Annotated in this window: 15 protein-coding genes; 10 read left to right on the top strand and 5 right to left on the bottom strand. The window is 56.8% G+C overall.

The genetic code is table 11. From position 1 onward, the window contains the following. Positions 1-3: 3 nt before the first annotated feature. The 3 genes from bhcB to bhcD are packed head-to-tail and all read left to right on the top strand — an operon-like array spanning position 4 to position 3,145. The gene (bhcB, locus tag DHN12_RS05895; protein ID WP_108859333.1) at positions 4-975 is read left to right on the top strand and encodes a beta-hydroxyaspartate dehydratase BhcB; all 972 of its coding nucleotides are present in this window, start codon (positions 4-6) and stop codon (positions 973-975) included. 11 nt (positions 976-986) lie between these two features. Then, a complete protein-coding gene (gene bhcC / locus DHN12_RS05890; RefSeq protein ID WP_108859332.1) occupies positions 987-2,150 on the top strand; it encodes a 3-hydroxy-D-aspartate aldolase BhcC in 1,164 nt (387 codons plus the stop codon). Between the two features lie 11 nt (positions 2,151-2,161). Further along, positions 2,162-3,145, top strand: coding sequence for an iminosuccinate reductase BhcD (gene bhcD / locus DHN12_RS05885; protein WP_108859500.1), 984 nt, complete (start codon positions 2,162-2,164; stop codon positions 3,143-3,145). A 55-nt stretch (positions 3,146-3,200) separates the two neighbouring features. Here the strand turns inward: bhcD and DHN12_RS05880 are convergent, their stop codons facing one another. Next, positions 3,201-3,986: an inositol monophosphatase family protein gene (locus DHN12_RS05880; protein WP_108859331.1), complete on the bottom strand. Its 786-nt coding sequence runs from the start codon at positions 3,984-3,986 to the stop codon at positions 3,201-3,203. Positions 3,987-4,082: 96 nt separating this feature from the next. Then, positions 4,083-4,988 carry a LysR family transcriptional regulator gene (locus DHN12_RS05875; protein WP_108859330.1) on the bottom strand — a complete coding sequence of 302 codons (906 nt, stop codon included), beginning with the start codon at positions 4,986-4,988 and terminating at the stop codon, positions 4,083-4,085. 94 nt (positions 4,989-5,082) lie between these two features. Between DHN12_RS05875 and metF the strand changes: the two genes are divergently transcribed. Both metF and DHN12_RS05865 read left to right on the top strand, forming a co-directional pair. Next, on the top strand, positions 5,083-5,949 hold the full coding sequence (gene metF / locus DHN12_RS05870) for a methylenetetrahydrofolate reductase [NAD(P)H] (RefSeq protein WP_108859329.1): 867 nt from the start codon (positions 5,083-5,085) through the stop codon (positions 5,947-5,949). 177 nt (positions 5,950-6,126) lie between these two features. Beyond that, entirely contained in the window at positions 6,127-6,777 is a 651-nt protein-coding gene (locus DHN12_RS05865; protein WP_108859328.1) for a J domain-containing protein, read from the top strand. A 50-nt stretch (positions 6,778-6,827) separates the two neighbouring features. Here DHN12_RS05865 and DHN12_RS05860 read toward each other — a convergent pair whose 3' ends face one another. Then, positions 6,828-7,346, bottom strand: coding sequence for a YHS domain-containing (seleno)protein (locus DHN12_RS05860; protein WP_108859327.1), 519 nt, complete (start codon positions 7,344-7,346; stop codon positions 6,828-6,830). A 250-nt stretch (positions 7,347-7,596) separates the two neighbouring features. On the opposite strand from DHN12_RS05860, the gene yghU reads away from it, so the two are divergent. Then, a complete protein-coding gene (gene yghU, locus DHN12_RS05855) occupies positions 7,597-8,475 on the top strand; it encodes a glutathione-dependent disulfide-bond oxidoreductase (RefSeq protein ID WP_108859326.1) in 879 nt (292 codons plus the stop codon). A gap of 42 nt (positions 8,476-8,517) precedes the next feature. Here yghU and DHN12_RS05850 read toward each other — a convergent pair whose 3' ends face one another. Both DHN12_RS05850 and DHN12_RS05845 read right to left on the bottom strand, forming a co-directional pair. Further along, positions 8,518-9,306: an SseB family protein gene (locus DHN12_RS05850; RefSeq protein WP_108859325.1), complete on the bottom strand. Its 789-nt coding sequence runs from the start codon at positions 9,304-9,306 to the stop codon at positions 8,518-8,520. After that, a complete protein-coding gene (locus tag DHN12_RS05845) occupies positions 9,299-9,886 on the bottom strand; it encodes a uracil-DNA glycosylase family protein (RefSeq protein WP_108859324.1) in 588 nt (195 codons plus the stop codon). Before DHN12_RS05845 ends, DHN12_RS05850 begins: the two co-directional genes overlap by 8 nt. Before the next feature lie 230 nt (positions 9,887-10,116). On the opposite strand from DHN12_RS05845, the gene DHN12_RS05840 reads away from it, so the two are divergent. Genes DHN12_RS05840 through DHN12_RS05825 form a run of 4 tightly spaced genes read left to right on the top strand, consistent with a single transcriptional unit; the run spans position 10,117 to position 14,678 of the window. Then, positions 10,117-10,776, top strand: coding sequence for an ABC transporter ATP-binding protein (locus DHN12_RS05840; RefSeq protein WP_108859323.1), 660 nt, complete (start codon positions 10,117-10,119; stop codon positions 10,774-10,776). Continuing rightward, positions 10,754-12,328 carry a capsule biosynthesis protein gene (locus DHN12_RS05835; protein WP_108859322.1) on the top strand — a complete coding sequence of 525 codons (1,575 nt, stop codon included), beginning with the start codon at positions 10,754-10,756 and terminating at the stop codon, positions 12,326-12,328. Before DHN12_RS05840 ends, DHN12_RS05835 begins: the two co-directional genes overlap by 23 nt. A 5-nt stretch (positions 12,329-12,333) precedes the next feature. Further along, positions 12,334-13,167 (top strand): 3-deoxy-8-phosphooctulonate synthase, encoded by an 834-nt coding sequence (kdsA, locus tag DHN12_RS05830; RefSeq protein WP_108859321.1) that lies wholly within the window; start codon positions 12,334-12,336, stop codon positions 13,165-13,167. Positions 13,168-13,181: 14 nt separating this feature from the next. Further along, the gene (locus DHN12_RS05825; protein WP_108859320.1) at positions 13,182-14,678 is read left to right on the top strand and encodes a phosphomannomutase/phosphoglucomutase; all 1,497 of its coding nucleotides are present in this window, start codon (positions 13,182-13,184) and stop codon (positions 14,676-14,678) included. The last annotated feature ends 14 nt before the right edge of the window (positions 14,679-14,692 follow it).

Below are 14,692 nucleotides of genomic sequence, written 5' to 3'. Positions count from 1 at the left end.
GCAATGCTGGATCACATCCCCGCAGCGGATCTGACGATCGACGATATGCGCGCTGCGCATGAACGGATCAAACCCTTCATCCGACGCACGCCGATCATGGTGTCGGACTATTTGAACGACCTGACCGGAGCGCAGCTGTTCTTTAAATGCGAGAACTTCCAAGAAGCCGGCGCGTTCAAAGTACGCGGTGCGAGCAACGCGGTTTTCGGCCTGAGTGATGATATGGCGACCAAGGGCGTTTGCACACACTCCAGTGGCAACCACGCTTTGTCCCTGTCTTATGCCGCCGGACGGCGGGGTATTCCCTGCAACGTGGTGATGCCGCGCACTGCGCCGCAAGCCAAGAAGGACGCCGTGCGCCGCTATGGCGGGACAATCACGGAGTGCGAGCCGTCAACCTCGTCCCGCGAGGCGACCTTTGCCGAAGTGCAGGCCAGAACGGGCGGAGAGTTCGTGCACCCCTATAACGACCCGCGCGTCATTGCGGGTCAGGCCACTTGCTCGGCCGAAATGTTGGAACAGACAGACGGAGTGGATGCAGTCATCGCCCCGATCGGAGGCGGGGGCATGGTCTCGGGCACGTGCCTGACGGTTTCGAACCTGGCACCTGACACCGCAATCTATGCCGCCGAGCCAGAACAGGCGGACGACGCATACCGATCCTTCAAAGCAGGCCACATCATCGCCGATGATGCGCCAAAAACCATCGCCGACGGGCTACTCGTACCGCTGAAAGAGAACACGTGGCACTTCGTGTCCCGAAATGTGACCGACATTTTCACCGCCTCTGACGACGAGATCATCGAAGCGATGAAGCTGACGTGGAAATACCTGCGCGTCGTGATGGAGCCGTCATCGGCCGTGCCTCTGGCAACCATACTCAAGAACCCGGACGTATTCCGCGGCAAGCGCGTCGGTGTGATTATCACCGGCGGCAACGTGGATCTGGACAAACTGCCCTGGCTGAAAGGGTAAGGAGGAACGACATGAACAAACCTGTGAACATCAAAGAACTGGAAGTCGGGTTCGACATCCCAGCTGCCATCGGCATGGATGAAAGCGAAATCCAGACCCCTTGCCTGATCCTGGATCTCGATGCGCTGGAGCGGAACATCAAGAAAATGGGCGATTATGCCAAGGCTCACGGTATGCGCCACCGCGTGCACGGCAAGATGCACAAATCTGTCGACGTCGCCAAGCTACAAGAACAACTCGGCGGTGCGGTTGGCGTCTGCTGTCAAAAGGTATCTGAGGCTGAGGTATTCGCGCGGGGCGGCATCAAGGATGTCCTCGTGTCGAACCAGGTCCGCGACCCGGCCAAGATCGACCGATTGGCGCAACTGCCCAAATTGGGCGCGCGCACTATTGTGTGCGTGGACGACATCGACAATGTTGCCGACCTGTCCAAAGCCGCTGTCGATCACGGCACGGAACTTGAAGTCTTTGTCGAAATTGACTGCGGTGCGGGCCGGTGCGGCGTGACCACGACCCAAGCCGTTGTCGATATTGCAAAGGCAGTCAACGCAGCGCCCAACCTGAAATTTACCGGCATTCAGGCCTATCAGGGCGCAATGCAGCACCTCGACACCTATGAGGCGCGCAAAGAGAAGCTCGATACAGCCATCGCCATGGTCAAAGACGCGGTTGACGGTTTGAAAGCCGAAGGCATCGACTGCGAGCTGGTTTCGGGTGGTGGCACAGGATCGTACTACTTCGAGAGCAACTCGGGCGTTTACAACGAATTGCAGTGCGGATCTTACGCCTTCATGGATGCGGATTATGGGCGCATTCTGGACGAGAACGGCAAGCGGATCGATCAGGGCGAATGGGAAAACGCGCTGTTCATTCTGACCAGCGTTATGAGCCATGCCAAGACTGACAAGGCCATCTGCGACGCCGGCCTCAAGGCGCAATCGGTCGATAGCGGCCTGCCCTTCATCTTTGGGCGCGACGATGTGGAATACCTCAAGTGCTCGGACGAGCACGGTGTCATCGGCGACCCCGACGGCGTTTTGAAGGTGAACGACAAGCTTCGGCTTGTGCCCGGACATTGTGATCCCACCTGCAACGTCCACGATTGGTATGTCGGCGTGCGCGACGGCAAGGTTGAGGCGCTGTGGCCCGTGTCGGCCCGCGGAAAGGCTTATTGATGAGGGATGCTATGACCACGCAAGATGGCCTGCTGATTGTGGGCGAAGACCTGTGCGAACAGCTGGTGGGCCGCCAACAGGCCTTTGACGCGGTCCAATCCGTGTTTGGTGCGATGGCCAACGGCGGGGCACGGAACTTTCCTGTCATTCGCGAGGCACTGGGGTATGCCGATGCACTGTATGGGTTCAAATCCGGTTTTGATCGGGATGGACAGGTTTTGGGCGTTAAGTCTGGCGGCTATTGGCCGGGCAATGCCGAACAAGGATTGACCAATCACCAATCCACGGTGTTTCTGTTCGATCCCGACACGGGGCGGCTTTCGGCATTGGTGGGTGGCAACTACCTAACGGCCGTGCGAACAGCAGCTTCATCAGCGGTTTCCATCGCACATCTTGCCCGAAAAGACGCCAAAGTGCTGGGCATGGTTGGCGCCGGACATCAGTCGGCCTTCCAGCTACGCGCCGCCGCTGAACAGCGGGACTTTGAAAAAGTTGTCGCCTGGAATCCGCACCCCGACATGCTGCCCCGTTTGGCGGCTGTCGCCGAGGAAATCGGACTGGAATTCGAAGCCGTCAGTCAACAAGAGCTGGGTGCCCAATCGGATGTCATCATCACCATCACCTCGGCGTTCGAGCCGCTATTGATGAAAGACTGGATCAAACCCGGCACGCATCTGGCCTGTATGGGCACAGACACGAAAGGCAAGATGGAGGTCGACCCGGCGCTGGTCGTCTCGGCCACCGTTTTCACCGACGAGGTCACTCAATCCGCGACGATTGGCGAGGCACAGCACGCCATGGGAAGCGGCACTTTGACAGAAACACAAATCACCCCAATTGGTGCGGTCATCAACGGCGATCACCCCGGGCGAAGCAGTGCTGACGAGATCACCCTGTTCGACGGAACTGGCGTGGGTCTGCAGGACCTCGCTGTTGCATCCGTCGCCGCGCGGTTGGCGGACGAAGCAGGTCTGGCGCAACGCGCGACCCTCTAAAAACAAAAAAGCGCGCCTCAATCGGGGCGCGCTTGCGGAATTGCTATGTGGCCGGTCAGCCCCGTATCACCTTGGAAAACTGGTCGAAAATCGGCTCGTTCGAACAGATCACTTCACCGTCTTCCAAAACGTTGCCTTCAGGGTTTAGCGCCTGAACAAATCCGCCCGCTTCTTGAACGATGATGATCCCAGCGGCCAAATCCCATGCATTCAGCCGACGTTCCCAAAAGCCTTCGTAACGTCCCGCTGCGACATAAGCCATGTCCAGCGCGGCGGCACCCCAACGGCGCACACCAGCACAAGCAGGCATTAGGCGCGCCAGATCCTGCAGCGTTGCAGGCAGGTCCGAACGGCCACCAAAAGGCAGGCCCGTCGAGAAAATCGACTCGATCATCCGATGACGGCCCGAGACGCGGATACGCATGTCGTTCATCCAAGCGCCCTCGCCTTTTTCGGCAAAGAACATCTCATCCTTGGCAGCGTCATAGATAACACCGGCAACGATCTTGCCCTTATGTTCCAGCGCGATTGAGATCGCCCAGTGCGGCAGGCCGTGCAAGAAGTTCGTGGTGCCGTCCAGCGGGTCGACGATCCAGCGGCGGGTCGGGTCTTCGCCCTCGATCACGCCACCCTCTTCGGCCAGCCAGCCATAGGTCGGGCGCGCGCCCAGCAGTTCCTCTTTCAGGAGCGCCTCGGCGGCAATGTCAGCTTTGGACACAAAGTCGCCTGCGCCTTTCATCGAAACCTGAAGGTTCTCGACTTCACGGAAATCCTTGACCAAAGAACGCCCCGCCTTACGCGCGGCTTTGATCATGATGTTGAGGTTTGCACTGCCAACCATTGTCCAAAGGCTCCTGTCCGGTCAAACCGCGCGTATACTGATGCAAAGCGCCCTTGCCAAGAGGAATGATGCGCATACCAGACCCGAGTTTTTTGCCTATTGCTCTTGCAGCTTGCGCGCCTCGGTTTCAGCCAGCTGAATCAACTCTTGCACGAAGGGTTTTTCGAGGTCCTCGGTACGCACTGCCGCATACAATCTGCGGGTGATGCCGTCTTTGGTCAGCGGGCGGGTGACGTAGTCGGAACTGTACTTCACTTCGCGCACAACCCAGTCAGGCAGCACCGAAATACCGCGGTTCGACGCGACGAGCAAAAGGATCACTGCTGTCAATTCGACCTGCCGGATCGCGGCCGGCTCGACCCGCGCGGGTATCAGCAATTGGCTGAACACATCCAGCCGGGTGCGCTCGACCGGATAGGTAATCAGGGTTTGACCACGGAAATCCTCGGCCTCGATGAACTCTTTTTGCGCCAGCGGGTGGGATGAGGCAGCAACAAAAACAGCGTCATAGTCAAACAATTCGATGAATTCGATGCCTGGCAGGTCCTCTGGATCGGACGAAACGACCAAATCGACTTCTTCTTTTTGCAGCGCAGGCAGGGCGTCAAATGCCAAACCCGGGCGGATATCGACGTCCACATCACCCCAGGATTTCCGGAAAGATTCAAGCACCGGGAACAGCCATTCGAAACACGCGTGACATTCGATCGCGATATGCATCCGCCCAGTGCGCCCATCCCGAAGCGACGAGAATTCCTGTTGCGTGGCCTGGACTTGCGGCAATATCTGGTCGGCCAACCGCAATAGGCGTAGACCGGCAGCCGACAGTTTCATCGGCTTGGACCGGCGCAGGAAAAGTTCAACCCCCGCCTGATCCTCTAACCCTTTGATCTGATGGCTCAGCGCGGATTGGGTGATGTTCAGTTGATCCGCCGCACGGGCAAGCCCACCACATTCGTGGATCGCCTTGATCGTGCGCAGGTGGCGGAATTCAATGTGCATTACAGTGATACTCATGTTGTTCTTGAATAATATGAGTTTGTCTCACATTGCCCAAACTGGCACAAGGTCCTTGTACCAATCAAATGAGGCCAAGATGACCAAGCCAGAAATTTCATTCGAGTTTTTTCCGCCCAAGACGCTCGAAGCCTCGTTTCGTCTTTGGGACACGGTCCAGACATTAGCACCTTTAGAGCCACGCTTTGTCTCGGTCACCTATGGTGCGGGTGGCACAACGCGAGAATTAACACGCGATGCGGTGGCGACCCTACACAAATCGTCAGGCTTGCCAGTTGCCGCGCATTTGACATGTGTTGATGCCTCGCGGCAGGAAACACTGGAAATCGCGGATACTTTCGCGCGAGCAGGCGTACAGGATATCGTAGCCCTGCGTGGTGATCCGCCAAGCGGTCGGGATCGTTTTGAGCCACACCCCGAAGGTTTTGCAAATTCGGTTGAACTGATCTCGGCCCTGGCTGAGACCGAGATGTTCAACATTCGGGTCGGCGCCTACCCCGACATTCACCCCGAGGCACAAAACGCCCGCACCGATATTGATTGGCTCAAAGCCAAACTGGATGCAGGCGCAGATGAGGCCCTGACCCAGTTCTTTTTTGAGGCCGAGACGTTTTTTCGGTTTCGGGACGCCTGCGAAAAAGCAGGCATCGACAAGCCCATCGTGCCCGGCATCCTGCCGATCGAGAACTGGAAAGGTGCACGCAATTTCGCCAAACGATGCGGCGCGCGCATTCCCCAATGGGTCGAGCAGGCGTTTGAAAAGGCCGTGCGGGACGATCGTGAGGATTTGTTGGCTACAGCATTGTGTACCGAGCTGTGCTCGGACCTGATTGACGGGGGCGTGGACAAGCTGCATTTCTACACACTGAACCGGCCGGAATTGACGCGTGACGTGTGCTTTGCCCTTGGCATCATACCGAAGGCTGATCTGCAAAACGTGGCCTAACCGGGGCGGCACAAAAGACAGCATCCCACTGCCAGGAAAGAAACTAAGAACAATTGCCGCGACACGCTGCAATTGTTCCCGTTAGTACTTCAATTTTGCGTGAAATTTGACAAATTCATCGTCCTACTCAAACTGAACCAGTGACGTTTTTTTGTTTTGTAATGAGTAAATTGGGTTATGGAAACTGTTGAGAAAATCAAAGCCCGCACAGAAGCACTGCATGCTCTGGGGTTGGATCAAAACGCCGGTTCGGACGACATCAGAAGCGCCTGGCGGGACATTGCGTTCCATGGTCATCCAGACCGGGCCGAGGGCGATAGTTCCGGATTTACCCGCGCCAAGGATGCATATGATTTTTTGCGCAAAGAAGGGCTGGCGGGCAAGAGTGTTGGATTGGGAAAACCCCGACGTCCGAAACTGCGCCGTCGTATTCTTACACTGGAAACCGCCGACATCAACGCATGCCGCGCCCTGCTGAACAACGCGTTGCCGGACCGGTCGGACGAAGTTGAACCGCCGGATTCCGAGCTGATGTGCAAGTCGGACCATGTGCCCGATGCGGTCGGGTTCTTTGGCCGCCATTTGACGTTCTTTGTCTCAACGCCGGTCTATGAAGGTGCAAACCGCGTGGCATTGCCGACGTCGGTTTTGGCGAGCTCACGCCAGACGGAAACCGAGGTACTGAATTTCCAGTCCAACGACTCTGGCGGTGGCGAGGTTGTTGTGCCCGAAGGGATTACTGCGCGTACGTTCCCTGGGGCCAAAAGCGTTCGCATTCGGTTCGATGCCGATCAGCATATGCGGGACGAATTCTCGTTTGCGCATTGACGAAAAAGCCCGGCTTAATTGCGCCGGGCTTTGGCTTGGTGAGTTGCCACTTAGTTTGAAATCGGGCCTTCCGAGGTGAATTTCGGGATCACGCTGGAGGAAGCGCCATCGGGTTCGATCCCCGGCCAGTTGCCTTCGGCGAGGTTGATATTGCCAGGCACGTCTTCTTCCCAGAAACCGACAACGACATCGGTGATGTTCAGATAAAGCTTGTCATCGACGATGCGCCACAGGTTCGGGTTCGCAGGGACTTTGCCGCCCTTCGAAACACCGTATGCGCAATGTCCGTCATATTGCGGTGCGTAGAAGGCTGGGTTCTCCTGAAATTTGTCGCGGTTCTCTTCAGACGAAAATGCCCAGGTGGCACCATTGTATTCCGCGGTGATGTCTGTACGGCCGCGTACAGGCGCGGGCTGAGATTGACCAACTGCAACCTGATCTAGACCACGGTATGCGACGACATCGTAGCCGGACACGGCGAACCCGGTGCCGTCAATATACTGGTCACCAGCAAAAGCGGGAGCGGCAAGGGTCAGAGCCGCAGCTACAGTCAGGGCAAAACGTTTCATGGTGGTAAGTCCTTTTGTCCTCGGGGTTGTTGATTTGCCCGAACTTGCGGGTCTGAACATACAATAGGTGATTCAGACCGCTTGCGAAGTCCCCCTCGCGTCGCTGTGACGTTGAATGAGAATTCGTGAGATGTCGGGTGAGGTTTGTTACAAAAACGCTGCGCTCTGGGGGGTTGGACTTGGTGCTTTGCAACATTAGCTGTTGTGATGGACGGACAATTCACCTGCACTTTGCGAAGAAAGGCAAGAAATGAGCGAGCAACCGACCTATACGCCCCCAAAGGTCTGGACATGGGACAGCCAGAATGGCGGCCAATTTGCCAACATCAATCGCCCAATCGCTGGCGCCACCCACGACAAGGATCTGCCGATTGGACGGCACCCCCTGCAGCTCTATTCACTGGCCACGCCGAACGGTGTGAAAGTGACCGTGATGCTAGAGGAACTGCTGGCGCTGGGTCACGAAGGTGCCGAATACAACGCATGGCTGGTCAATATCGGCGAAGGCGATCAGTTCAGCTCGGGCTTTGTCGGGGCCAACCCAAATTCTAAAATCCCCGCTCTTTGGGATCGCTCGGGCGACAAGCCGACACGCGTGTTCGAAAGCGCGTCGATCCTGTTTCATCTGGCCGAAAAGTTTGGCGCGTTTTTGCCCGCGTCCGGACCGGAACGTACGGAAGTCATGAACTGGGTCTTCTGGCAGATGGGCAGTGCACCCTATCTGGGCGGAGGATTTGGCCATTTCTACGCCTATGCGCCTGAAAAGTTCGAATACCCAATTGACCGCTTTACGATGGAGACCAAGCGCCAGCTGGACGTTCTGGATCGCGAACTGGCCGACAAGACGTATATCGCAGGCGAGGATTACACCATCGCGGACATTGCGATCTGGCCCTGGTATGGCCAGCTGGTTCTGGGCCGACTTTACAGCGCCGCGGAATTCCTGGACGTGGAATCCTACAAGAACGTCATGCGGTGGGCCAAGGCCATCGACGAGCGCCCGGCCGTTCAGCGGGGCCGCATGGTCAACCGCCCGTTCGGTGAGCCACATACCCAGCTGCACGAACGCCACGAGGCCAGCGATTTCGAAACCCGCACCCAGGACAAACTGGAAGCAGCTGCGGAATAATCACAAAAAGCCCTGCAGATCATTCGTGCGCGGGGTTTTTTTCTACTTCAAAATAGGTGGTTTATCCGGGTTGCTGCCGGGTATCGTCTGCGCGACAACACGCGCCTCTGGCTGCGGCAGATCGAACCGCAAACCAACCCGCGCCAATGAGGCAGCTGCCTGATCGTGCGCACCGAAGAACCCGACATCCATTGCCCCCGCCTCAATCCCGGAAAACGTCAACGCCTCGGACGCGGCTTTGGCCAGTGCCGGCTCGGCTCCTTCGACCGCACCAATGAACCCAAGCAGGTGACCGGAACCGCCGCCTTCGGACTTCGTTCCCACCAAATATGCAGCTTCCGCCAGCCCAACTGCGGTGGCAAGTTTTGCGTCTAGCGCGGTCAACAGATCGTCGGGCAGGCCCGCAGGGGGCAAGAACTCTGCCAACCGTTGCTGAACCTCCTCTGGTCCATGCTGCAGAGTTTCCGCCAGCCAGCCCAGCGCCTCGGACGGGATCAGCATAGAGGACGGCGCAACTTCGAGGTTGAGGCCCAGCCCAATCCCCTGCCCCGCGAGCATGGAGGACAACACCCGGCCCGAAAGCGCCACATAAGGGACAGGACGTTCGGCAAACCGCGCCAACCGGTCCTCTCGGTCAAAGGCCAGCACAAAGCGCCCATCGGCGACGTCGAACAACTCGGGTGAGATGTTTTCGCCCTTCGCCTCTTCTGTCAGCATCAGAAATAGCTCGCTGTCGGCAAGCCGTTCGAAGAACCTCAATCGCGCTGCATCATCTTGTGGGGCGGCAGTCATTGCGGCGTAGGCAGTGTCCAGAGCCGTGGTTTCAGTCATTCAGAACCTCTTGCACCCGTGCACGCAGAACCGGCAGAAGGTCGGTCTGGAACCACGGGTTTTTCTTCATCCATGCCGTATTCCGCCACGAGGGATGAGGCAAGGCAAAGACGCGCGGCGCATGGTCCCGCCAGTTGCGAACCGTTTCCGTCACCGAACTGCGCGCATGCAGGTGGTATTTATGAGCGTGCCCACCCACCAAAATAGTCAGGGGTATTTCCCCCAGCGTTTGCATGACTTTGTTGTGCCAGGTTTTCCCGCAGACGGGGGGCGGCGGCAAATCCGCCTTGCGCGTATCATACCCCGGAAAACAAAAAGCCATCGGCACGATCGAAACCTGTGACCGGTCATAGAACACAGCTTCATCCACCCCAAGCCAGTCCCTCAAACGATCTCCGGACGGATCGGTGAACGGTCGGCCCGACTCATGCACCCGTGCGCCAGGGGCCTGGCCGGCAATCAAAACTGGCGTCCCGGGCTGAAACCAGACCACTGGGCGCGGCTGATGCGCGGTCTCTGTCGCGGCAAATCTTTCCGCGCAAATCCGGCAGGCCGAGATTTCTTTCTGTAGCGAATTCATCAGATAGCAAGGTTTCCTGCATCAAATTGGTTGACGGTCACCCTTAAAGATAGTCAACGCAATGCGTGGGTCCAACCGATGGAAAAGTCACATTACCAACAGCACACGTGCCGGTGCATTGATCATTGCCACTAAAACTCGACATAATATGGCCCACATAAAACGTAGGATAACAACCCGATTACCGGCACATCCGGTACTTTTAAAATGGTGCAAGCAGCAGGCCCTCAATGCTTGAGTTTGAAAATGTCAGTAAGTCCTTCTGGACCGGGACACGCCGCAAGGTGATCCTGGACAGTGTCTCGTTTCGGGTTCAGTTGGGCCGTTCGATTGGCATTCTTGCACCTAACGGAACCGGCAAGACCACCTTGATCAATATGATGGCCGGCCTGGAAAAGCCCGATGAAGGCGTAATTCGAAAGTCCTGCCGAGTGTCTTTTCCTATGGGTTTCACCGGAGGTGTCGCAAACAAACTGTCCGCCCTGGAAAACGCGCGCTACGTCGCCAACATCTACGGGATGGACCCCGATTACGTCGAAGCCTACTGCAAATGGCTATGCGGATTGGGGGAGTATTTCAACCAACCTCTGGCCACTTACTCCAGCGGTATGAAGGGGCGCTTTACGTTTGCGTTGATGTTGGCCCTAGATTTCGACATGTACCTGATTGACGAAGGGATGCCGGCGTCGACGGATGTGGAATTCAACAGGAAGGCCGGCGACATCCTTCGGGAAAAACTACGCACGACTACAATGGTGATCGTGTCGCACAGCCCCTCCGTACTGGAGAAATTTGCGCAAGAGGCTGCCGTTTTGATGGATGGCCAGCTTTATATGTTCGACACCTTGGAAGAGGCAAAGCAGCTATATGACTACCAAACCCAAGGCTAGCATCTACAACTGGCGCCGCAAACGCCGCAATGCGGGAACGGAAGAAGACCGCGCTGACGCCATTTCGCGCATTCGCAACGCGACGCGGCCACCCGCTGCGGCCAATGACTCAGAGTCCAATACCGAGATTGACGCCATCAAACGCGAGGGGCTGACCGGACGCCAATTGCGGATAGCACGCAGACTGGCGCAAAAGAACGGCCTGGAGGCGACTTCGGACTATGATGCTGTGCGTTTGCTGCGCCAAAATGGCATCGATCCGTTTCATCGCGCCAATTTACTGGGATTGACAGATGAATCGACGCAGAACGAGGATCAGACCAAGGACAAGGTCACGATTCATTTGCCGCAAACGGTCAGCGAAGGTGGAAGGACCCTACCCGGGCCCGAGATGACCCCCGCGCAGAGGCGCGAGTTTGAAATTGGCGAGATACAGAAAGATATCGCCCGCCGTCGCCGTCGCAAGCTTCTTGCATTGTTTGCCCGCCTGGCGGTTTTCGTCTTTCTGCCGACCTTTATTGTCGGTTTCTATTTCTACCGTGTGGCAACGCCCATGTATGCCAGTGACTCGGCCTTCTCAATCCTGCAGGCAGACGGGGGCGGCGCAGCTTTCGGTGGGCTTTTGGCGGGCACACAATTCGCCACCGCACAGGATTCGGTCGCCACACAGGAATTTTTGGAGTCCAAGGACGCGCTGCTAAGGCTTGAGCGCGACATGGGCTATGCAGAGATTTTCAAGCAAAACTGGATCGACCCTATTCAACGGCTTTCGCCGGACGCCACACTGGAAGAGGCCTACAAGCTATTCCGACGCATGATCACGATCGGATACGACCCGAGCGATGGCATTATCCGGATGGAAGTTGCGGCACCTGATCCACAGATTTCGGTGGCCATCTCTGACCGTCTTCTGTCTTACGCCGAAGAAACCATAAACGGGCTTACAGAACTCAAGCGCGAGGACCAGATGCGCGACGCGCTGGATGGTTTTGAAATGGCACAGAAGGAGCGAAGGAGGGCGCAGGAAGATCTGATCGAACTTCAGATTCAAGGCGCGCTGCTGGATCCGCAAAACGTCATCGCCAGCTTGCGTGGCCGCATCGACGCCTTGGAAACACAGATTCAGGAAAAAGAGCTGCAGCTGGCCGCATTGCTGGACAACCGTCGTCCGAACCAGGCCAAGGTGGATGGTGCCCGCGCGGACATTGCGCGGCTTGAGACTGTGTTGGAAGAACTCAACTCGGAAATGCTGGATGTGTCTGCAGGCGAAAACTCGCTTGCCCGGCTCAGCTTACGAATTCAGATGGCACAAGCCGATCTTGTTGCCAGGGACATGATGCTGCAGACAGCCATGCAGCAAATGGAAACCACGCGGACCGAAGCAAACCGTAAAGTGCGCTATTTGACAGTGTCTGTGAGGCCGGTGCCAAGTCAGGAACCCACCTATCCGCGCAAGTTCGAAAATACGATTTTGGCTTTTCTGTTGTTTGCTGGTATCTACCTGTTGATCTCGCTTACCGCGTCGGTCCTTCGTGAACAGGTATCCTCGTAAGACACATGAAACATGTAAAAATCTCCGACCTCACGGTCGGCAATGATCTGCCTCTGACGATCATTGCCGGCCCCTGTCAGCTTGAAAGCGCGGATCATGCGCAGATGATCGCAGGCAAAATGAAAGAAGCCTGTGATGCCGCCGGTGCGCAGTACGTCTTTAAGGCCTCGTATGACAAGGCGAACCGCACCTCAATTTCAGGTGTCCGTGGACCCGGAATTGCTAAAGGACTGGACATTCTGGATGATGTAAAAAAACAAATTGGGGTACCTGTCCTGACTGACGTACATACGCCGGAGCAATGCTCAGACGCGGCCAGTGTTTGTGATGTTTTGCAGATTCCCGCGTTATTGTGCCGTCAAACCGACTTGGTGTTGGCCGCAGCCCAAACAGGCGCAGCGATCAATGTCAAAAAAGGGCAATTTCTGGCACCATGGGATATGGCGAACATTGTCGCCAAGATCGAGAGTGTTGGTAACTCAAAAATTCTGCTGACAGAACGTGGCACCTCGTTTGGGTACAACACCTTGGTGACAGATATGCGCTCGCTCCCGCAGATGGCGGCGACAGGCTATCCGGTTGTGATGGACGCAACCCACTCGGTTCAGCAGCCTGCAGGGCTTGGAGGTTCGACCGGCGGTCAGCGTGAATTTGCTCCGGTGATGGCGCGCGCAGCTGCCGCCATCGGCGTGGGTGCTGTGTTTATTGAAACACACGAAGACCCAGACAAGTCTCCGTCAGATGGGCCCAACATGATCTATCTGGATCAAATGCCTCAATTGATTGACACATTGATGCGCTTTGATGCATTGGCCAAAGCCAATCCTATACAGATTTAAGCAAGAGCAATAGCATGACCAAACCCATCCCAGAGGTGACCCCGAACACCTGGAGTTTTCTGCGCGATCCGATGATCAAGCCGACCGGCTTTCGCGAATATGACGCGCGCTGGAAATATCCCGAAGAGATCAACCTGCCCGGCATGACCGCGCTTGGCTTGGGTCTGGGCACACAGATGCGCAAACGCGGGATCGAACCGGTGATCGCGGTGGGCAACGACTACCGCGACTACTCGCTGGCGATCAAAAACGCGCTGATCTTGGGTCTGATGCAGGCTGGCATTCAGGTCAAGGACATTGGCCCCGCGCTCAGCCCGATGGCCTATTTCGCGCAATTCCATCTGGATGTCCCGGCCGTGGCCATGGTCACAGCCAGCCACAACCCTAACGGCTGGACCGGCGTCAAGATGGGCTTTGATCGTCCTTTGACACACGGCCCCGACGAGATGTCAGAGCTCCGCGACATCGTCCTGAACGGTGAAGGCACCCCGCATGAAGGCGGAACATACGAATTCGTTGATGGTGTAAAAGAAGCCTACATCGACGATCTGGTTGGCGATTTCAAAATGTCCCGTCCCCTGAAAGTCGTATGCGCAACCGGAAACGGAACGGCTTCGGCCTTTGCGCCTGAGATTTTCGAGCGCATTGGCGTCGAAATGGTGCCCAGCCACACCCAATTGGATTACACTTTCCCCCACTATAACCCCAACCCCGAGGCTATGGAGATGTTGCACGACATGTCCGCCTCTGTGAAAGCCAGCGGTGCTGATCTGGCTCTGGGCTTTGACGGCGACGGCGACCGCTGCGGTGTTGTGGATGATGAGGGGGAAGAGATCTTCGCCGACAAGGTCGGTGTGATCATGGCGCGCGATCTGGCGAAACTTTATCCGAACTCGACCTTTGTGGCAGATGTGAAATCCACTGGTCTGTTTGCCAGCGACCCCGAACTGCAGGCCCTTGGTGTTAAAGCGGATTATTGGAAAACCGGCCACAGCCACATGAAGCGTCGGGTCAAAGAGATCAACGCACTGGCCGGCTTTGAGAAGTCTGGTCACTACTTTCTGGCTGAACCTATCGGGCGCGGCTACGACTGCGGGATGCGCGTCGCCGTTGAGATCTGCAAGCTGATGGATCGCAATCCTGAGCAAAGCATGTCGGACCTGCGCAAGGCGCTGCCAAAAACCTGGTCTACCCCGACCATGTCGCCTTATGCTGCCGATACTGAGAAGTATGACATCCTTCAGCGGCTGGTCGACAAGCTGGTTGCCAAGGCAGATGCCGGAGACAGTTTTGCCGGTCGCGCGATCAAAGAGGTTGTCACCGTCAACGGGGCTCGTGTCATTCTGGACAATGGCAGCTGGGGTTTGGTGCGCGCATCCTCGAACACTCCGAACCTTGTCGTGGTCTGCGAAAGCAGCGAAAGCGAGGATGAGATGCGCGCAATCTTTGGCGATATCGACGCGGTTATTCGCACGGAACCCGGTGTTGGCGACTACGATCAGACCATCTAAGCGCTACTGCGTTT

Origin of the sequence: Ruegeria sp. Alg231-54, assembly GCF_900143525.1 — a bacterium.
In the GTDB taxonomy this organism is placed as follows: Bacteria; Pseudomonadota; Alphaproteobacteria; order Rhodobacterales; family Rhodobacteraceae; genus Ruegeria.
Note: the sequence above shows the minus strand (reverse complement) of the source record. Positions and strands in the feature narration are given on the sequence as shown.